Below are 17,796 nucleotides of genomic sequence, written 5' to 3' on the forward strand. Positions count from 1 at the left end.
CGGCTCAGTGGGTCTGTTCGGCGTTGCGGGCGATGTTGCGGGCCATGCCGCCGAAGACCACGGCGTGGAACGGCGCCACCGAACCCCAGTAGGCGTGCCCGAACAGCCCGCGGGGCAGGAAGACCGCGCGTTGCTGGTACCGGCTGCGTCCGTCGTCGGTCGGTACGGCCCGCATCTCCAGCCAGGCCCGGCCGGGCAGCCGCATCTCGGCGCGCAGCCGCAGCAACTCGCCCGGGACGATCTCCTCCACCCGCCAGAAGTCCAGCGCCTCACCGACCTGGAGGTGGTGCGGGTCACGCCGGCCGCGGCGCAGCCCCACCCCGCCGACCAGGCGGTCCAACCAGCCACGGATCGACCAGGCGAGCGGGAAGGAGTACCAGCCGTGCTCGCCGCCGACGCCCTCGATGATCCGCCAGAGCGCCGCCGGGGAGGCGTCGACCGCTCGCTCGCGGATGTCGGTGTAGGCGGTGCCGCCGGACCAGTCCGGGTCGGTGGGCAGCGGTTCGGCGGGCGCGTACGGGCCGCTCGCGTTCGACCAGCGGGTCTCCACCTGGGCGTCGCGCACCTTGGCCAGTGCCAGCGCCACGGCCGGCTCGAAGCCGGTCAGCCCGTCGGGCGGGTCGGGCACGTACCGGGCGATGTCGTGCTCGTGTGCGATCGCCTCCTGGATCAGGCTCTCCACCAGCGGGCGGGCGATGGCGTTCGGCACCGGGGTGATCAGGCCGATCCAGTGCGAGGAGAGCGACGGGGTGAGCGGGCGGACCGGCACGATGATCCGTCGGCGCAGGCCGGCCACCTGGGCGTAGCGCTGCATCATCGCCCGGAAGGTGAGCACGTCCGGCCCGCCGATGTCGAAGGCCCGGTTGACCTCGGGCGGCAGCGCGGTGCAGCCGGCCAGGTAGCGCAGCACGTCGCGGACCGCGATCGGCTGGATCCGGTTGTTGATCCAGCGCGGCGTGATCATGGCGGGCAGCCGTTCGGTCAGGTAGCGCAGCATCTCGAACGACGCCGAGCCGGAACCGATGATCACCGCGGCCCGGAGCACCGCCGTGGGCACCCCGCTGCCGAGCAGGATCCGACCCACCTCGGCCCGGGACCGCAGGTGCGGGGAGGGGACCTCCTCGGTCGTGGGCTCCGGCCCGCCCAGGTAGATGATCCGGCGTACGCCGGCCGCCCGGGCCGCCGCGGCGAAGTTGGTCGCCGCCGTCCGGTCCGCCGCCTCGAAGTCGGCCCGGCCCAGCGAGTGCACCAGGAAGTACGCGACGTCCACGTCGGCGAACGCGGTCGGCAGCGTCTCCGGCCGACTCAGGTCGCCCTGGACGATCTCGGCCGCCGACGCCCAGGGCACGTCCCGCAGCCGACCGGCCGAACGGGCCAGACAGCGCACGGTGTGCCCGTCGGCGAGCAGGAGCGGCGTCAGCCGCCCGCCGATGTAACCCGTGGCTCCGGTGACGAGGCATCTCACGGCTTCCAGTCTGCGGCCCCCTAGACTCGTTCGCTGTGGACACCGAGACGAGCACCTTCTGGGGGCCGGATTTCGCCCAGCTCAGGGCCACCGACCCGGAGATCGCCGGGGTCGTGCTCGGCGAGCTGGACCGGTTGCGGGGCGGCCTCCAGCTGATCGCCAGCGAGAACCTGACCTCCCCGGCCGTGCTGGCCGCGCTCGGCTCGACGCTGACCAACAAGTACGCCGAGGGCTACCCCGGGCGGCGCTACTACGGTGGCTGCGCCGAGGTGGACCGGGCCGAGGAGATCGCCATCGCCCGCGCGAAGGAGCTCTTCGCCGCCGAGCACGCCAACCTCCAGCCGCACTCGGGGGCGAGCGCCAACCTGGCCGCGTACGCCGCGCTGGTGCAGCCGGGGGACACGGTGCTGGCGATGGACCTGCCGCACGGCGGGCACCTGACCCACGGCAGTCGGGTGAACTTCTCCGGCAAGTGGTTCAACACGATCGGGTACACGGTCCGGCGGGACACCGAGCTGATCGACTACGACGAGGTGCGGGACCTGGCCCGGGCACATCGGCCCAAGATGATCATCTGTGGCGCCACCGCGTACCCCCGGCTGATCGACTTCGCCCGGTTCCGGGAGATCGCCGACGAGGTCGGTGCGTACCTGATGGTCGACGCGGCGCACTTCATCGGCCTGGTCGCCGGCCGGGCGATCCCGTCCCCGGTGCCGTACGCCGACGTCGTCTGCGCCACCACCCACAAGGTGCTGCGTGGCCCGCGCGGTGGCATGATCCTCTGCCGTGAGTCGTTGGCCCAGCGGATCGACAAGGCGGTCTTCCCGTTCACCCAGGGCGGCCCGCTGATGCACGCGATCGCGGCCAAGGCGGTGGCGCTGCACGAGGCCGCCCAGCCGGACTTCCAGACGTACGCCGGCCAGGTGGTCCGCAATTCCCAAGCGCTCGCGGCCGGGCTGGCCGCCGAGGGCATGCGCCCGGTGTCCGGCGGCACCGACACCCACCTCGCCCTGATCGACCTGGGCGAGCTGGGAGTGACCGGCGCCGAGGCCGAGAGGCGGTGCGACGCCGTGTCGATCACCCTGAACAAGAACGCCATCCCGTACGACCCGCAACCCCCGGCGGTCGCCTCCGGTATCCGGGTGGGTACGCCCAGCGTCACCACCCAGGGCATGCGGGAGGGCGAGCTGCGGCAGGTGGCCACCCTGATCGCCCGTGCGGTACGCGCCGATCCCGGCGCCCCGGGCGGCGCCGACCAGCTGACCCGGATCGGTGCCGAGGTGGCCGAACTGGTCGCCGAGTTCCCGGCGTACCCCCGTGGCTGAGCCCGGCGTGGTCGCGGCCGACACCGACCGGCGCTGGCGGTTGCGGCACCTGCCGCTGTTGTTGATCGCCTCGCTGGCGCTGGCGGCGCTCGCCGCGGTGGTCGGCGGGGTGACCGGCGGCACGACGGCCGCGCTCGGGGCGGCGGCGGGCGTCGGCGTCACGGTGCTCAGCTACACGCTCACCACGGTGGTGCTGGCCTGGGCCGACCAGATCAACCCGCAGCTGCTGCTCCCGCTCGGGTTGGGCCTGTACGCGCTGAAGTTCACCCTGTTGGGTGTCGTCATGGTGGCGGTGGCCTCGACCGGCTGGGCCGGGTTGGTGCCGCTCTGCCTCGGCATCGTCGCCGGGGTGGCAGTGTGGACGGCGGTGCACATCTGGTGGCTGACCAGGGTGCACGCCCGTCGCCCGCACGGCTGACCTGGCGATCGGCTGGTCGTCCCACCCTGCGGACGCGCCGTAACGTGTCGGCCACCGGTCATTCTCTCAGGGGCGGAAGGGGAGTAGCGTGCCCACAGACGACGGCGCCCCCGAGATGCCCACACAACGACGGTTGTGCGGGGGGTGAGGCACAGCCTCGTCTTCCCGGCTGATATCGTTCGCCCCGTCATGGCTGGTGACCAAACCCCCCGTCCCGCCGGCGAACCGGACGACTATCCGTCCGGCGCCGGTCAGGGTTGGACCGCGCTCAGCTACCTCATCGGAGGCATGCTCGTGTGGGGTTTCATCGGCTGGCTGGTTGACCAGTGGCTCGACACCGGCGGCGTCGCCACCGGGATCGGCGTCGTGCTCGGCATGGCCGGAGGAATCATCCTCGTCGTCCGCCGACTCGGCACGCCTACTTAGGAAGGGACGCGGTGTTCGGACAGGCGAACGTTCTGGCAGCGGGCCAGGCGGCATTCCCACCCAGTGTGGACGACTTCTACCTGCCCAGCATCCTGCCCTGGGGTGCGCACGAATCGTACTGGTTCACCAAGATCACGGCGATGGTCTGGGTGGCGGTCGGCGTCCTGATCATCTTCTTCCTGGTGAGCTACCGGAACCCGAAGCTGGTGCCGACCAAGAAGCAGTGGTTCGCCGAGTCGATCTACGGCTTCGTGCGGAACAACATCGCGGTCGACATGATCGGCCACGCGGGCGTGCGGTTCGCGCCCTATTTCACGACGCTGTTCTGCTTCGTGCTGTTGACGAACGCGTTCGCGATCATCCCGTTCTTCCAGATCTCGCCGAACTCGCACATCGCCTTCCCAGCGTTCCTCGCGCTGATCAGCTACGTGCTGTTCAACTACATCGGGATCAAGAAGCACGGCTTCGTCAAGTACTTCAAGAACTCTCTGGTTCCGCCGGCGCCCTGGTTCATCCTGCCGCTGCTGATCCCGATCGAGCTCTTCTCGACCTTCATCGTCCGGCCGTTCTCGCTCGCGGTTCGTCTCTTCGCGAACATGTTCGCCGGTCACATGCTCCTGCTGGTCTTCACGCTCGGCGGCTTCGCGATGCTGAGCGCCAACGCCTGGCTGGCGCCGGTCTCGGTGATCTCCTGGGTGATGACCATCGCGCTCACCTTCCTCGAGTTCCTGGTGATCGTCCTGCAGGCGTACGTCTTCACCGTCCTGACCGCCAGTTACGTGCAGGGCGCGCTCGCCGAAGAGCACTGATCCACCGCACCAACCGTTGTCGTCCCGCGTGAGAGTCACGCGTGATAACCAGGAGGAACCACACCAATGGACGCTAGCGTTCTCGCCGCGGTAGAGGGCAGCACCGCCGCCATCGGCTACGGCCTCGCGGCCATCGGCCCGGGTATCGGCGTCGGCCTGGTCTTCGCCGCCTACATCCAGTCGACCGCCCGCCAGCCGGAGTCGTCCCGGATGACCCTGCCGTACGTCTGGATCGGCTTCGCCGTCATCGAGGCACTCGCGCTGCTGGGCATCGCCTTCGGCTTCATCTGGCAGGGTCAGCTCTAATCCCGCCCCTCGACCGGGAGGTCACCATGTACTTCTACGCCGCTGAGGGTGGTGAGTCGACCCACAACCCGATCATCCCGCTCTGGCAGGAGATCGTGGTCGGTGGCGTCGCCTTCATCGTGCTCTGCTTCGTGCTGATGAAGTTCGTCTTCCCCCGCATGGAGCAGACGTTCCAGGCTCGGGTCGACGCGATCGAGGGCGGCATCAAGCGCGCCGAGGCCGCCCAGGCCGAGGCCAACCAGCTGCTCGAGCAGTACCGTGCCCAGCTCGCCGAGGCCCGGACCGACGCCGCCAAGATCCGTGACGACGCCCGGGCCGACGCCGAGGGGATCCGGCAGGACATCCTCGCCAAGGCGCGGGAGGAATCCGACCGGATCATCCAGGCCGGCAAGGACGCGCTCGCCGGTGAGCGGGCCACCATCGTGCGCGAGCTTCGCGCCGAGGTCGGCACGATCGCGGTGGACCTGGCCAGCAAGATCGTCGGTGAGTCGCTGACCGACGAGGCGCGGCGTAAGGGCACCGTCGACCGCTTCCTGAGCGGTCTCGAGAGCACGGGGGCCCGCTGATGCAGGCCGCCAGCCGGGAGTCGTACAAGGTCGCGGCCGAGCGCCTCGACGCGTACGCCCGCGGCGCGGAGCCGTCGGCGGTGGCCTCCACCCCCGACGCCATCCTCTCCGTCGCCACCCTGCTGCGGCGCGAGCCGCGGCTGCGCCGGGCGCTCTCCGAGCCGGCCCGTTCCGGCGAGGACCGCGGTGCCCTGCTCGGCGACATGCTGGGTGGCCGGATCGGCGCCGACGCGCTCGACCTGCTCGTGGCGCTGGTCTCCGGCCGTTGGTCGGCACCGTCGGAGTTGCTCGACGGCGCCGAGCGCCTCGGCGTGGAGGCGCTGCTGGCCAGCGCCGACAAGGCCGGCGACCTCGGCGAGGTCGAGGACGAGCTGTTCCGCTTCGGTCAGGTCGTCTCGGGTCAGTCGGCACTGAGCAACACGCTGGCCGACCCGGTCGCCCCGGTCGAGCAGCGGGCCACCCTGGCCCGCGAGCTGCTCGCCGACAAGGCTCGTCCGGTCACCGTCCGCCTCGTCGAGGTGGCGCTCGGCGGGTTCGGGGGTCGCTCCTTCACGGGCGCGCTCACCCGGCTGGTCGAGCTCGCCGCCGACCGACGCGACCGGCAGGTGGCGTACGTGACCGTCGCGGCCCCGTTGAGTGACGAGGACGAGCGCCGGCTGGGTGCGAGCCTCGGCGCGATATACGGTCGGGAGGTCTCCGTCAAGCAGACGGTGAACCCCGACGTCCTGGGTGGCGTGAGCGTTCGGGTCGGCTCCGACCTGTACGACGGCACCATCCTGCGCCGCCTCAACGAGACCCGCAACGCGCTCGCGAAGCGCTGACCGGCTCCGCCGCTCAGCGTTGGGGCGGCTCCGCCGCCGCAGCGCCCGGAATGACAGACGCCATTCGGACCGGTCGGTACTAGGTATCCCGGGCCCCTGAATTTTAAGGAAGCAGAGGATGGCCGAGCTGACCATCTCGACGGAGGAGATCCGCGGCGCCCTGGAGCGCTACGTCTCCTCCTACTCGTCCGACGTCTCCCGCGAGGAGGTCGGCACCGTCGCCGACACCGGCGACGGCATCGCCCACGTCGAGGGCCTGCCCTCGACCATGACCAACGAGCTCCTGGAGTTCGAGGACGGCACGCTCGGCGTGGCGCTGAACCTCGACGTCCGGGAGATCGGTGTCGTCGTTCTCGGTGACTCCGCCAAGCTGGAGGAGGGGCAGCGCGTCAAGCGCACCGAGCGGGTCCTGTCCGTTCCGGTCGGCGACGCCTTCCTCGGCCGCGTGGTCGACGCGCTCGGCCAGCCGATCGACGGCCTCGGCGACATCGCCAACGAGGGCTTCCGCGAGCTGGAGCTGCAGGCGCCGAACGTGATGTCCCGGCAGTCGGTCTTCGAGCCGCTGCAGACCGGCATCAAGGCGATCGACGCCATGACCCCGATCGGTCGGGGCCAGCGGCAGCTGATCATCGGCGACCGGAAGACCGGCAAGACCACGGTCGCCCTGGACGCGATCCTCAACCAGCGGGACAACTGGCGCACCGGCGACCCGAAGAAGCAGGTTCGCTGCATCTACGTCGCCATCGGCCAGAAGGCCTCCACGATCGCCTCGATCAAGGGCCAGCTGGAAGAGGCCGGCGCGATGGAATACACGACCATCGTGGCCTCCCCGGCGTCCGACCCGGCCGGCTTCAAGTACCTCGCCCCGTACACCGGCTCGTCCATCGGGCAGCACTGGATGTACGGCGGCAAGCACGTCCTGATCGTCTTCGACGACCTGAGCAAGCAGGCCGAGGCGTACCGGGCCGTGTCGCTGCTGCTGCGTCGCCCGCCGGGCCGTGAGGCGTACCCGGGTGACGTCTTCTACCTGCACTCCCGCCTGCTGGAGCGCTGCGCGAAGCTCTCCGACGAGCTGGGTGGCGGCTCGATGACCGGTCTGCCGATCATCGAGACGAAGGCCAACGACATCTCGGCCTTCATCCCGACCAACGTCATCTCGATCACCGACGGCCAGATCTTCCTGGAGACCGACCTGTTCAACCAGGGCGTTCGCCCGGCGATCAACGTCGGCACCTCGGTCTCCCGGGTCGGTGGCGCCGCCCAGGTGAAGCCGATGCGTAAGGTCGCCGGTTCGCTGCGGCTCAACCTGGCCCAGTACCGCGAGCTGGAGGCGTTCGCCGCCTTCGCCTCCGACCTGGACCGGGCCTCGCGCGCCCAGCTCGACCGCGGTGTCCGGCTGGTCGAGCTGCTCAAGCAGCCGAACTACTCGCCGTTCCCGGTCGAGCAGGAGGTCGTCTCCGTCTGGGCCGGCGTCGAGGGCAAGCTGGACGACATCCCGGTGGGTGAGGTCCGGCGCTTCGAGGCCGAGTTCCTCCAGTACCTGCGGCACAAGCACCAGGGTGTGCTGGCCGGTATCGCCGACAACCAGTGGGGCGACGACATCGTCGGTTCCCTGGACGCCGCGATCACCGAGTTCAAGCAGGTCTTCCTCGGCAAGGCGGACGAGCGTCGGGTCAACGACGCGCCGGCCGCGCCGCTCGAGGGCGACGAGAACCGCGAGACGGTGACCCGCTTCCGCGACGGCACGACCGACCGCCCGGCCGAGAGCTGATCTGATGGCGGCCCAGGTACGCGTTCTTCGTCAACGGATCCGCTCGGCGAAGTCGATGAAGAAGATCACCAAGGCGATGGAGCTCGTGGCGACGAGCCGGATCGCCAAGGCTCAGGCCCGGGTGCAGGCGTCCCTGCCGTACGCCCAGGCCATCACCGGTGTGCTCACGGCGCTGGCGTCCAACGCGCGGATCGACCACCCGCTGCTCACCCCGCGCGAGCGGGTGCGGCGGGTGGGCGTCCTGCTGGTCACCAGCGACCGTGGCCTGGCCGGTGGCTACAGCTCCAACGCGATCAGGACGGCGGAGTCGCTGATCGCGCGGCTCCGGGCGGACGGCAAGGAGCCGGTGCTCTACGTCATCGGGCGTAAGGGCGTCGGGTTCTACCGGTTCCGCGATCGGCCGATCGAGGCGAACTGGACCGGGTTCAGCGAGCAGCCGTCGTTCGACGACGCCCGCACGGTGGGTGAGACGCTGATCAAGGCGTTCACTGCCGGTGCGGACGACGCCGACGGCGGTGCCGGGGCGGACGGCGTGCACGGCGTCGACGAGCTGCACATCGTCTACACCGAGTTCCACTCGCTGATGACGCAGACTCCGGTCGCCAAGATCATCGGTCCGATGCAGGTCGAGGACCGGCCGCGCTCCGAGGGGCTGCTGCCGGCGTACGAGTTCGAGCCGGAGGCGGAGGCGCTGCTCGACGCGCTCCTGCCGAGGTACATCAACACGCGGATCTACGCGGCGTTGATCGAGTCGGCGGCGAGTGAGTCGGCGGCGCGGCGGCGGGCGATGAAGAGCGCCACCGACAACGCCGAAGAGATGATCGACAAGTACACGCGTGAGATGAACTCGGCCCGACAGGCCGGGATCACCCAGGAGATCAGCGAGATCGTCGGCGGCGCCAACGCGCTGGCCGCGTCGGGAAGTGAAGTGTGATGACTGCACCAGTAGAGACCAAGACGGCCACGGGTCGCGTGGTCCGGGTCATCGGCCCGGTCGTCGACGCCGAGTTCCCGCGCGACGCCATGCCGGCCCTGTTCAACGCGCTGAACGTCAACGTGAACCTGTCCGGCGGTGAGAAGACGCTGACCCTGGAGGTCGCCCAGCACCTGGGTGACAACCTGGTCCGCGCCATCTCGATGCAGCCGACGGACGGCCTGGTCCGCGGCGCGGAGGTACGTGACCTCGGCGAGCCGATCACCGTACCGGTGGGCGACGCGGTCAAGGGTCACGTGTTCAACGCGATCGGCGAGTGCCTCAACCTCACCGAGGGCGAGACCATCCAGGCCGACGACCGGTGGGGCATCCACCGCAAGGCCCCGGCCTTCGCCGACCTGGAGCCGAAGACCGAGATGCTGGAGACCGGCATCAAGGTCATCGACCTGCTCGCCCCGTACGTCAAGGGCGGCAAGATCGGCCTGTTCGGCGGCGCGGGCGTGGGCAAGACGGTGCTCATCCAGGAGATGATCACCCGTGTTGCCCGCAACTTCGGTGGTACCTCGGTCTTCGCCGGCGTGGGTGAGCGCACCCGTGAGGGCAACGACCTCATCGCCGAGATGACCGAGTCCGGCGTCATCGACAAGACCGCGCTGGTCTACGGCCAGATGGACGAGCCGCCGGGCACCCGTCTGCGGGTGGCGCTCTCCGCGCTGACCATGGCGGAGTACTTCCGCGACGTGAAGAAGCAGGAGGTGCTGCTCTTCATCGACAACATCTTCCGCTTCACCCAGGCCGGTTCGGAGGTCTCCACCCTGCTCGGCCGTATGCCGAGCGCGGTTGGTTACCAGCCGACCCTGGCCGACGAGATGGGCGAGCTCCAGGAGCGGATCACCTCCGTCCGGGGCCAGGCCATCACCTCCATGCAGGCGATCTACGTGCCGGCGGACGACTACACCGACCCCGCTCCGGCCACCACGTTCGCCCACCTGGACGCGACCACCAACCTGGAGCGGTCGATCTCCGACAAGGGCATCTACCCGGCCGTGGACCCGCTGGCGTCCTCGTCCCGGATCCTCGCCCCGGAGTTCGTCGGCGCCGAGCACTTCCAGGTCGCCACCGAGGTGAAGCGGATCCTGCAGCGCTACCGCGACCTGCAGGACATCATCGCCATCCTCGGCATCGAGGAGCTCTCCGAGGAAGACAAGATCACCGTGGCGCGTGCCCGGCGGATCGAGCGCTTCCTGTCGCAGAACACCTACGCGGCGGAGCAGTTCACCGGCGTACCGGGTTCGACGGTCCCGATCAAGGAGACCATCGACGCGTTCCGGAAGATCAGCGAGGGTGAGTACGATCACTTCCCCGAGCAGGCGTTCTTCATGTGCGGCGGTCTCGAGGACCTGGAGGCCAAGGCCAAGGAGCTGATGAAGGCCTGACGGCCTGATCGGACTCGTACCAAAAAGACTGCCCCGGCAATGCCGGGGCAGTCTTTTGTTCATCTTCAGGCCCTATCATCGCCGCGGTCCGTTACTCACGGTCGTCGCTGTCGAGGCACCTGGGATACGGTCGGTGCTTGCGCTCAACGGAACGAGCGCTCATCTTTGCAACCTTTCGGCTGCGTGCGCCCGTCTCCTACTCGTGGGCGTAACGAACGGAGATGCTAGTGGGTAAGGCCGGCAAGAGTGGCCGCAAGTCGTCCATCTGGCGGGGCGTGCCGCGCTGGGCCCGGGTCTGCACCGTGTTCGGCACGGTGCTGACCATGCTCAGCGGCGCGATGCTGGTCGGCACCGAGGTGCTGATGGCCCGCTACGAGGGCGCGGTCGGCAAGGCCGACCTCTTCGGTGACCAGGCGGCCGGTGCCAAGGAGAAGAAGAGCGACATCAAGGGTCCGCTCAACCTTCTGCTGGTCGGCATCGACCCGCGTACGCCGACCGCGGCGCCGCTGGCCGACTCGATCATGGTGCTGCACGTGCCGGCGACGATGGACCGGGCGTACCTCTTCTCGCTGCCCCGCGACCTCTACGTCAACATCCCGCCGTTCAGCAGGGCCAACTTCAACGGCGAGAAGACGAAGATCAACGCGGCCATGTCGTTCGGCAGCCGGGTGCCGGGGGAGAACCCCGACGCGGCGCGAGGCTTCGAGTTGCTGGCGACCACGGTGCAGCAGGTCACCGGGATCAAGCGGTTCGACGCTGGCGCGATCATCAACTTCACCGGCTTCCAGAAGATCGTCGACGCGATGGGCGGCGTCGACATGTACGTCGAGCGTGAGGTGAGGTCCGAGCACAAGCAGCCGGACGGCAAGCCTCGGCCCGGCAACACGCGCGGCTCGGGCTACGTCGGCCCGCAGGCGACGTACACGAAGGGCAACCACCACCTCAGCGGCTGGCAGGCGCTGGACTACGTCCGGCAGCGCTACCCGAAGAACGGTGTGCCGGATTCCGACTACGGCCGGCAGCGTCACCAGCAGCAGTTCGTCAAGGCGATGGTCGGGCAGGCGTTCAGCTCCGACGTGGTGGCCAACCCGATCAAGCTGGACAAGGTGCTCCGCGCGGCCGGCCAGTCACTGATCTTCAGCGGTCGGGGCAACAGTGTGGTCGACTTCGGGCTCGCCCTGAAGAACATCCGGCCGAACACCATTCAGATGATCAAGCTCCCTGGCGGTGCCCTCTACGAGGGCGAGGGTAGGAACAAGAAATACCTGGGTGAGGAGTTCCAACAAGGTGTCCCGGCCTTCTTCACGGCCCTGAAGAACGAGCAGCTCGACCCGTTCCTGCTGGAGCACCCGGAATTCCAGAACAAGGCCAAGTAATCGTGGCGCGGCTGCCACCCACCCGCCTCCGGGGCGGGTGGGTGGCAGCACTAGACTGTCGACAATCCGTCGCCGCAGCAAGGAGACAGCGTGGCACAGCAGCTTCACGTCGAGCTCGTCGCCGTCGAGGAGAAGGTCTGGTCCGGTGAGGCCGAGATGGTCGTCGCCCGGACGACCGAGGGTGAGCTGGGCGTCCTGCCGGGGCACGCGCCACTGCTCGGCCAGCTCGCCGAGCCCGGCCAGGTCCGGATCAAGCTCGCCGGTGGCGAGCAGGTCGCCTACGAGGTGGCCGGCGGCTTCCTCTCGGTGAGTGCCGAGGGCGTCACCGTACTGGCCGAGAGCGCGACCCCGGTCTCCGCGCAGAGCCGCTAAGTCATACCGGGGATGGAGATCGTCGAGGGGATCGGGATCGGCGTCGCCGTCGTCCTCTGCGCGCTCCTCATCCTCTTCGTTCGGCGGGCCCTGGTCACCCGCAGCGGTGGCATCATCCGGCTCAGCGTCCGGGTCTCCACCATGCTCGACGGCCGAGGCTGGTCGCCGGGCTTCGGCCGGTTCGTCGGCGACGAACTGCGCTGGTACCGGATGTTCAGCTTCGCCCTGCGACCCAAGCGAGTGCTCTCCCGCAAGGGGCTCGCGGTGGAGCGGCGGCGGCTACCCGAGGGGCAGGAACGGCTCTCCATGCCGGCCGACTGGGTGATCCTCCGCTGTACCAGTCACCACGCACCGGTGGAGATCGCCATGGCGCGGTCCACCGCCACCGGATTCCTTTCCTGGCTCGAAGCCGCCCCTCCGGGGGCGGCTTCGTCGCGTCTGGCGTCCCAGGACTGGCCGGCGGCCTGAGTCCTCCTCAGCCTTGGGGTTCCCGGGGAGCGACCAGTTCTGCCTCGTACCCCTGGTTGTCCGTCAGATAGGCGTTGTAGGTGTCCGGGCCTCCGGCGTGGGGGTGGCGGTCCGGAAAGAGCAGGGTCCACCCGTACGCCGGCGCGGCCGCGACCAGCCGGTCCACGGCGGCCCGCGAGCCGGCGTGGAAGGCCAGGTGGTTGAGGCCCGGGGCGAGCCGGTCGTGGACCGTCCCGGAGAGCGCGGGTGACTGCTCCAGCACCAGGTACGTCGGGCCGAGTCGCCAGGAGCGGCCGGCCGGCCAGTCCTGGAACAGCGTCCAGCCCAACTCGCCGAGCAGCCAGCCCCAACTACGCGTGGCGGCGGCCAGATCGGGAACCCAGACCTCGACGTGGTGCAGTGCGCCGACGTTCAGCGCTTCCCGCCCGGCACCCATAGCACATCACCCGCCGGATTTGCCGTTCTTGACAGGATAAAGAGCAGATCGGAGAGCCGGTTGAGATACTTTGCCGGGAGCGGGCTGGTCCGTTCCGGGTCGTGGCTGACCAGCGCCCACGCCGCCCTTTCGGCACGTCGGGCGATGGTCCGCGCCACGTGCAGCAGCGCCGCGCCCGCGGTGCCGCCGGGGAGGATGAAGGAGTCGAGCGTGCTCAGGCGTGCGTTGTACTCGTCGCACCAGCCCTCCAGGCGCTCGACGTACTCCTCGGTCACGCGCAGCGGCGGATACTTCGGCTCCGGCTCGACCGGCGTGGACAGGTCGGCTCCCACGTCGAACAGGTCGTTCTGCACCGACCCCAGCACCGCCCGCAGTTCCTCGTCGAGCTGGCCCAGGGCGAGCGCGACACCGATCGCCGCGTTGCACTCGTCGACGTCGGCGTACGCGGTGATCCGCGGATCGTTCTTCGGCACCTGCTCGTTGTTGCTCAGCCTGGTCATGCCGGCGTCGCCGGCCTTGGTGTAGATGCGCGTGAGGTGGACGGCCATGACGCACAGCCTACGGACACCGGACCTGACGATCCCGGCACGGCCGGACAGCACCGCCGGTCGGCCGGGGGTGGTGGGCCCCGGCGACGCGGGCGATCCGGCGGTCAACGACGTCGACGTCATCCGGGTCAACGGCGACGCCAGGCTGGCCGGAACCGTGCACGTGGTCGGTGCCAAGAACTCCGCGTTGAAGCTGATGGCCGCCGCGCTGCTCGCCCCCGGCCGCAGCGTGATCACCAACGTTCCCCGGATCACCGACATCGCGATCATGGGAGAGGTCCTGCGCCGGCTGGGCTGCGACGTCCAGTTCGACGCCGACGACCCGGTCGATCCGATGGTCGCCCGAGGCGGGGTGGCCCGGTCCCGCTCGGTGAGCATCGACGTACCCGAGCAGCCCGGCGCGGACGCGGACTACGACCTGGTCCGCCGGCTGCGCGCGTCGATCTGCGTGCTCGGGCCGCTCCTGGCCCGCCGAGGGTACGTGCGGGTGGCCCACCCGGGCGGTGACGCGATCGGCTCGCGCGGGCTGGACATGCACGTCTCCGGGCTGACCCGGATGGGCGCGGACATTTCCGGTGAGCACGGGTTCGTCATCGCCGCAGCCCCGCACGGGCTGCGCGGCGCGGACATCGTGTTGGACTTCCCCAGCGTGGGAGCCACCGAGAACCTGGTGATGGCGGCGGTGCTCGCCCAGGGCACCACCACCATCGACAACGCGGCCCGCGAGCCGGAGATCGTCGACATCTGCACCATGCTCAACCAGATGGGCGCGCGGATCTCCGGTGCCGGCACCTCCACCCTGCGAATCACCGGGGTGTCCGGGCTGCACCCGGTGCGGCACGCCACGGTGGGGGACCGGATCGTCGCCGGCACCTGGGCGTTCGGCGCCGCGATGACCCGCGGCGACGTGACGGTGACCGGGCTGGACCCGGCGTTCCTGGAGGTCGCGCTGGACAAGGTGGTCGCGGCCGGAGGCCTGGTGGAGACCCGGGGAGACGGTTTCCGGGTACGCATGGAGGACCGGCCCCGGGCGGTGGACGTGGTGACGCTGCCGTACCCCGGCTTCGCCACCGACCTGTTGCCGATGGCGATCGGCTTGGCCGCGGTCAGCGACGGCGCCTCGCTGATCACCGAGAACATCTTCGACGGCCGGTTCATGTTCGCCAACGAGATGGCCCGCCTCGGCGCGGACATCAAGACCGACGGACACCACGCGGTGGTCCGCGGCCGGCCCCGGCTCTCCGGTGCGCCGGTACGGGCCACCGACATCCGCGCCGGGGCCGGGCTGATCATCGCCGGGCTCTGCGCGGACGGGATCACCGAGGTCTCCCACGTGCACCACGTCGCCCGGGGCTACCCGGATTTCGTGGCCGACCTGCGTGCGCTCGGAGTCGCCGTCGAGCGGGGCACCACCCCGGAGGAACCAGCGCTGGAGATCTGACGCCGACCGGCCTTAGCCGTCGTTCAGGCTCGCCGACTAGGGTGCAGGCAGGCACTCAATCGCAGCGAGGGAGAAGTAGATGGCGGGTCGACTCGCGGTCGTCGGGGCCGGGCTGATGGGCTCCGGCATTGCCCAGGTGGCGGCGCAGGCGGGCTGGCAGGTGACGCTGCGCGACCTGGATGACGCGGCCACCACCCGGGGCCTCAGCGGCATCCGGAAGTCGCTGGAGAAGTTCGCCGAGAAGGGCAGGATCGGGGCGTCCGAGGTCGAGGCGACGCTCGCCCGGATCACCCCGACCACCGACCTGGAAGCGGCGGCGGACGCGGACATCGTGGTCGAGGCGGTCTTCGAGCGACTGGAGATCAAGCACGAGGTGTTCCGCGCCCTGGACAAGATCTGCAAGTCCGATGCGGTGCTCGCCACCAACACCTCGGCCATCCCGGTCACCCAGATCGCCGCGGTCACCGAGCGGCCCGAGGCGGTCGTCGGCACCCACTTCTTCTCCCCGGTGCCGATGATGCAGCTCTGTGAGCTGGTCCGGGGCTACAAGACCAGCGACGCCACGCTGGCCACCGCGCGGGCCTTCGCCGAGGAGATCGGCAAGACGGTGGTGGTGGTCAACCGGGACATCGCCGGTTTCGTCACCACCCGGCTGATCTCCGCCCTGGTGGTGGAGGCGGTCAAGCTGGTCGAGTCCGGCGTGGTGTCCGCGGAGGACCTGGACACCGCCTGCCGCCTCGGCTTCGGCCACGCCATGGGCCCGCTGGCCACCACCGACCTGACCGGCGTGGACGTGCTGCTGCACGCCTCGAAGAACATCTACACCGACACCGCCGACGAGAAGTTCTTCCCGCCGGAGCTGCTCCAGCGAATGGTCACCGCCGGCGACCTGGGCCGCAAATCCGGCAAGGGTTTCTACACGTACTGACCCCCGCGCCCGCACCACGTACCCCCACGCCCCCACGCCCGCGCGCCCCGCCCGCCCCGCCCGCCCCGCCGGCCCGCCCCGTCGATCTAGGGCAAATCGTTGCGGTTGGAGATCAACAAACAACAACGAGCCCTAGATCGACGCGGCGGGCGGTGCGGTGCGGGCGGTGCGGTGCGGGCGGTGCGGTGCGGGCGGTGCGGGGGGAGCGGGGGCGTGGGGTTAGCCGTCGCGCTTGGTGGTCCAGCGGAAGGTGGTTAGGCAGAGCACCAGACCGATCACGCACCAGAGGGCCAGCACCAGCGCGACCCGGCCCAGCTCGAACGAGCCGCCCGGCTCCTGGGCGCCGAAGCTCGTCGGCAGGAAGACCGAGCGCAGTCCCTGGCACATCCACTTGAGCGGGAAGAGCGCGGCCACCTGCTGCATCCAGGTGGGCAGATCGGTGAAGACGAAGAACACCCCGGAGATGAACTGGAGTACCAGGGCGACCGGGGTCACCACCGCCGAGCCGCTGCGGGCGGTACGGGCCAGCGACGAGATGGCGATGCCGCACAGGGTGCAGGCGGTCACCCCGAGCACGGCGACCCAGCCGAAGGTGAACCACTTGGCGGCCGTACCCGGCAGGTCGAGATCGAACAGCGCCACCGCCACGGCCAGCAGCAGCGCCGTCTCGACGATGCCGATCGTCACCACCATGATCACCTTGCCGGCGAACCAGACCCACTTCGGCATCGGCGTGCCCCGGTAGCGCTTGAGCACGCCCCGGTCCCGCTCGATCGGGATCCAGATGCCGAGGTTCTGGAAGCTCACCGTCATCAGGCCGGTCGCGATCATGCCGGTGATGAAGTACTGGGTGAACTTCACCCCGCCGCCGATCGTCCCCCCGAAGATCGACGCGAAGATCAGGATCATGATGATCGGGAAGCCCATCGTGAACACGACGGACTCCCGGCTGCGCAGGAACTGGGTGATCTCCAGGCGGCCCTGGCGCAGAGCCAGCGTGCCGGAGCTGGGCCGCCGGCCCGGGTTCGCGGTGACCGGGGCGGCCGGCTTCGTCGTGGTCGTCATCGCGCGTGTCCGATCATCGTGAGGTAGACGTCCTCCAGGGTCGGCCGGGTCACGGTGAGGCCGGGAACCTCGCCGCCGTAGCGCGCGGCCAGGTCGGCGACCAGCGCCGTCGGCGTCGCGCTCTGCGCGCTCTCCAGCGTCCCTTCGGGGGTACGCCAGGAGACCGTCGCCAGCGACTCCTGCCGGTTGCCCAGCCGGGCCGGTGCGGCCACCTCGACCAGTTGGCCACCGGCGATCACACCGACCCGGTCGGCCAGCGCCTCCGCCTCGTCCAGGTAGTGGGTGGTCAGGACGATGGTGGTGCCGGCCACGGCGAGATCCCGGATCAGCTCCCAGAACTCGCGGCGGGCCTCCGGGTCGAAGCCCGTGGTCGGCTCGTCGAGGAAGAGCAGTTCGGGACGGCCGACGATGCCCAGTGCCACGTCGAGGCGGCGTTTCTGCCCACCGGAGAGGGTGTGCGTACGGGCCTTCGCCTTGCCGGCCAGCCCCACCCGCTCGATCACCTTGTCCGGGTCGTCGGCGTCCGGGTAGAAGCCGGCGAAGTGCCGAACCACCTCGGCCACGGTCAGCTCGTCGAACTCACCGGTGCCCTGGAGCACGATGCCCACCCGGGACCGCCAGCCGGAGTCCGGCTGGGCCGGGTCCACGCCGAGCACGGCGACCTCGCCGGCATCGCGACGCCGGTAGCCCTCCAGGATCTCCACCGTGGTGGTCTTGCCGGCGCCGTTCGGGCCGAGCAGAGCGAAGACCTCGCCGCGGCGTACGTCGAGGTCCACGCCCGCCACCGCCACGGTGTCGCCGTACGCCTTGCGCAGCCCTCGGACGGAGATCGCGAGCTCGTCATCCATACCGCCCAGTGTGCTCCTGGCCGGGGCGGTGCGACGC

Annotated in this window: 20 protein-coding genes; 15 read left to right on the top strand and 5 right to left on the bottom strand. The window is 69.9% G+C overall.

Going from position 1 to position 17,796, the window contains the following annotated elements; all coding sequences use genetic code 11:
- Positions 1 to 4: 4 nt before the first annotated feature.
- Positions 5 to 1,465, bottom strand: coding sequence for an SDR family oxidoreductase (locus ACFQGL_RS24665; protein WP_377514777.1), 1,461 nt, complete (start codon positions 1,463 to 1,465; stop codon positions 5 to 7).
- Between the two features lie 35 nt (positions 1,466 to 1,500).
- Between ACFQGL_RS24665 and ACFQGL_RS24670 the strand changes: the two genes are divergently transcribed.
- From ACFQGL_RS24670 to ACFQGL_RS24730, 13 genes are all read left to right on the top strand, one after another.
- Positions 1,501 to 2,790 (top strand): serine hydroxymethyltransferase, encoded by a 1,290-nt coding sequence (locus ACFQGL_RS24670; protein ID WP_377514778.1) that lies wholly within the window; start codon positions 1,501 to 1,503, stop codon positions 2,788 to 2,790.
- Positions 2,783 to 3,208, top strand: coding sequence for a hypothetical protein (locus ACFQGL_RS24675; RefSeq protein ID WP_377514779.1), 426 nt, complete (start codon positions 2,783 to 2,785; stop codon positions 3,206 to 3,208). Before ACFQGL_RS24670 ends, ACFQGL_RS24675 begins: the two co-directional genes overlap by 8 nt.
- A gap of 189 nt (positions 3,209 to 3,397) precedes the next feature.
- Positions 3,398 to 3,634: an AtpZ/AtpI family protein gene (locus ACFQGL_RS24680; RefSeq protein ID WP_088991414.1), complete on the top strand. Its 237-nt coding sequence runs from the start codon at positions 3,398 to 3,400 to the stop codon at positions 3,632 to 3,634.
- 11 nt (positions 3,635 to 3,645) lie between these two features.
- Positions 3,646 to 4,443: a F0F1 ATP synthase subunit A gene (gene atpB, locus ACFQGL_RS24685; protein ID WP_377514781.1), complete on the top strand. Its 798-nt coding sequence runs from the start codon at positions 3,646 to 3,648 to the stop codon at positions 4,441 to 4,443.
- A gap of 66 nt (positions 4,444 to 4,509) precedes the next feature.
- Positions 4,510 to 4,749, top strand: a complete 240-nt coding sequence (locus tag ACFQGL_RS24690; RefSeq protein ID WP_377514782.1) for a F0F1 ATP synthase subunit C — start codon at positions 4,510 to 4,512, stop codon at positions 4,747 to 4,749.
- A gap of 26 nt (positions 4,750 to 4,775) precedes the next feature.
- The gene (locus ACFQGL_RS24695) at positions 4,776 to 5,315 is read left to right on the top strand and encodes a F0F1 ATP synthase subunit B (RefSeq protein ID WP_377514783.1); all 540 of its coding nucleotides are present in this window, start codon (positions 4,776 to 4,778) and stop codon (positions 5,313 to 5,315) included.
- Positions 5,315 to 6,136, top strand: coding sequence for a F0F1 ATP synthase subunit delta (locus ACFQGL_RS24700; RefSeq protein ID WP_377514785.1), 822 nt, complete (start codon positions 5,315 to 5,317; stop codon positions 6,134 to 6,136). Before ACFQGL_RS24695 ends, ACFQGL_RS24700 begins: the two co-directional genes overlap by 1 nt.
- A gap of 118 nt (positions 6,137 to 6,254) precedes the next feature.
- Complete coding sequence (atpA, locus tag ACFQGL_RS24705; protein ID WP_377514786.1) at positions 6,255 to 7,907, top strand: F0F1 ATP synthase subunit alpha; 1,653 nt, start codon at positions 6,255 to 6,257, stop codon at positions 7,905 to 7,907.
- Positions 7,908 to 7,911: 4 nt separating this feature from the next.
- A complete protein-coding gene (locus tag ACFQGL_RS24710; protein WP_377514787.1) occupies positions 7,912 to 8,841 on the top strand; it encodes a F0F1 ATP synthase subunit gamma in 930 nt (309 codons plus the stop codon).
- Positions 8,841 to 10,277: a F0F1 ATP synthase subunit beta gene (gene atpD, locus ACFQGL_RS24715; protein WP_377514788.1), complete on the top strand. Its 1,437-nt coding sequence runs from the start codon at positions 8,841 to 8,843 to the stop codon at positions 10,275 to 10,277. The genes ACFQGL_RS24710 and atpD overlap by 1 nt, the downstream gene beginning before the upstream one ends.
- A 221-nt stretch (positions 10,278 to 10,498) precedes the next feature.
- On the top strand, positions 10,499 to 11,653 hold the full coding sequence (locus tag ACFQGL_RS24720; protein ID WP_377514789.1) for an LCP family protein: 1,155 nt from the start codon (positions 10,499 to 10,501) through the stop codon (positions 11,651 to 11,653).
- A gap of 90 nt (positions 11,654 to 11,743) precedes the next feature.
- Positions 11,744 to 12,025, top strand: coding sequence for a F0F1 ATP synthase subunit epsilon (locus tag ACFQGL_RS24725; RefSeq protein ID WP_355237508.1), 282 nt, complete (start codon positions 11,744 to 11,746; stop codon positions 12,023 to 12,025).
- Positions 12,026 to 12,037: 12 nt separating this feature from the next.
- Positions 12,038 to 12,493 carry a DUF2550 domain-containing protein gene (locus tag ACFQGL_RS24730; RefSeq protein ID WP_377514791.1) on the top strand — a complete coding sequence of 152 codons (456 nt, stop codon included), beginning with the start codon at positions 12,038 to 12,040 and terminating at the stop codon, positions 12,491 to 12,493.
- Positions 12,494 to 12,500: 7 nt separating this feature from the next.
- Here ACFQGL_RS24730 and ACFQGL_RS24735 read toward each other — a convergent pair whose 3' ends face one another.
- Together ACFQGL_RS24735 and ACFQGL_RS24740 are read right to left on the bottom strand one after the other, a co-directional pair.
- Positions 12,501 to 12,929, bottom strand: a complete 429-nt coding sequence (locus ACFQGL_RS24735) for a VOC family protein (protein WP_377514793.1) — start codon at positions 12,927 to 12,929, stop codon at positions 12,501 to 12,503.
- Complete coding sequence (locus ACFQGL_RS24740) at positions 12,905 to 13,477, bottom strand: cob(I)yrinic acid a,c-diamide adenosyltransferase (RefSeq protein ID WP_377514794.1); 573 nt, start codon at positions 13,475 to 13,477, stop codon at positions 12,905 to 12,907. The genes ACFQGL_RS24735 and ACFQGL_RS24740 overlap by 25 nt, the downstream gene beginning before the upstream one ends.
- On the opposite strand from ACFQGL_RS24740, the gene murA reads away from it, so the two are divergent.
- Both murA and ACFQGL_RS24750 read left to right on the top strand, forming a co-directional pair.
- Complete coding sequence (gene murA / locus ACFQGL_RS24745) at positions 13,476 to 14,918, top strand: UDP-N-acetylglucosamine 1-carboxyvinyltransferase (RefSeq protein WP_377514796.1); 1,443 nt, start codon at positions 13,476 to 13,478, stop codon at positions 14,916 to 14,918. The genes ACFQGL_RS24740 and murA overlap by 2 nt on opposite strands.
- A gap of 79 nt (positions 14,919 to 14,997) precedes the next feature.
- On the top strand, positions 14,998 to 15,846 hold the full coding sequence (locus ACFQGL_RS24750) for a 3-hydroxyacyl-CoA dehydrogenase family protein (RefSeq protein ID WP_377514797.1): 849 nt from the start codon (positions 14,998 to 15,000) through the stop codon (positions 15,844 to 15,846).
- 219 nt (positions 15,847 to 16,065) lie between these two features.
- Here ACFQGL_RS24750 and ACFQGL_RS24755 read toward each other — a convergent pair whose 3' ends face one another.
- Both ACFQGL_RS24755 and ACFQGL_RS24760 read right to left on the bottom strand, forming a co-directional pair.
- Positions 16,066 to 16,911, bottom strand: a complete 846-nt coding sequence (locus ACFQGL_RS24755) for an ABC transporter permease (RefSeq protein WP_377514798.1) — start codon at positions 16,909 to 16,911, stop codon at positions 16,066 to 16,068.
- Positions 16,908 to 17,759 carry an ABC transporter ATP-binding protein gene (locus ACFQGL_RS24760; RefSeq protein ID WP_377514799.1) on the bottom strand — a complete coding sequence of 284 codons (852 nt, stop codon included), beginning with the start codon at positions 17,757 to 17,759 and terminating at the stop codon, positions 16,908 to 16,910. Before ACFQGL_RS24760 ends, ACFQGL_RS24755 begins: the two co-directional genes overlap by 4 nt.
- Positions 17,760 to 17,796 lie beyond the last annotated feature (37 nt).

The sequence above is a fragment of the Micromonospora vulcania genome (assembly GCF_042658605.1).
In the GTDB taxonomy this organism is placed as follows: domain Bacteria; phylum Actinomycetota; class Actinomycetes; order Mycobacteriales; family Micromonosporaceae; genus Micromonospora; species Micromonospora vulcania.

Coding starts and splice junctions, on each gene's coding strand:
- ACFQGL_RS24720 (WP_377514789.1), top strand. CDS start 10,499: ATGCTAGTGGGTAAGGCCGGCAAGAGTGGCCGCAAGTCGTCCATCTGG.
- murA (WP_377514796.1), top strand. CDS start 13,476: ATGACGCACAGCCTACGGACACCGGACCTGACGATCCCGGCACGGCCG.
- ACFQGL_RS24690 (WP_377514782.1), top strand. CDS start 4,510: ATGGACGCTAGCGTTCTCGCCGCGGTAGAGGGCAGCACCGCCGCCATC.
- atpD (WP_377514788.1), top strand. CDS start 8,841: ATGACTGCACCAGTAGAGACCAAGACGGCCACGGGTCGCGTGGTCCGG.
- ACFQGL_RS24730 (WP_377514791.1), top strand. CDS start 12,038: ATGGAGATCGTCGAGGGGATCGGGATCGGCGTCGCCGTCGTCCTCTGC.
- atpA (WP_377514786.1), top strand. CDS start 6,255: ATGGCCGAGCTGACCATCTCGACGGAGGAGATCCGCGGCGCCCTGGAG.
- ACFQGL_RS24740 (WP_377514794.1), bottom strand. CDS start 13,477: ATGGCCGTCCACCTCACGCGCATCTACACCAAGGCCGGCGACGCCGGC.
- ACFQGL_RS24750 (WP_377514797.1), top strand. CDS start 14,998: ATGGCGGGTCGACTCGCGGTCGTCGGGGCCGGGCTGATGGGCTCCGGC.
- ACFQGL_RS24680 (WP_088991414.1), top strand. CDS start 3,398: ATGGCTGGTGACCAAACCCCCCGTCCCGCCGGCGAACCGGACGACTAT.
- ACFQGL_RS24700 (WP_377514785.1), top strand. CDS start 5,315: ATGCAGGCCGCCAGCCGGGAGTCGTACAAGGTCGCGGCCGAGCGCCTC.
- ACFQGL_RS24710 (WP_377514787.1), top strand. CDS start 7,912: ATGGCGGCCCAGGTACGCGTTCTTCGTCAACGGATCCGCTCGGCGAAG.
- ACFQGL_RS24755 (WP_377514798.1), bottom strand. CDS start 16,911: ATGACGACCACGACGAAGCCGGCCGCCCCGGTCACCGCGAACCCGGGC.
- ACFQGL_RS24695 (WP_377514783.1), top strand. CDS start 4,776: ATGTACTTCTACGCCGCTGAGGGTGGTGAGTCGACCCACAACCCGATC.
- ACFQGL_RS24760 (WP_377514799.1), bottom strand. CDS start 17,759: ATGGATGACGAGCTCGCGATCTCCGTCCGAGGGCTGCGCAAGGCGTAC.
- ACFQGL_RS24735 (WP_377514793.1), bottom strand. CDS start 12,929: ATGGGTGCCGGGCGGGAAGCGCTGAACGTCGGCGCACTGCACCACGTC.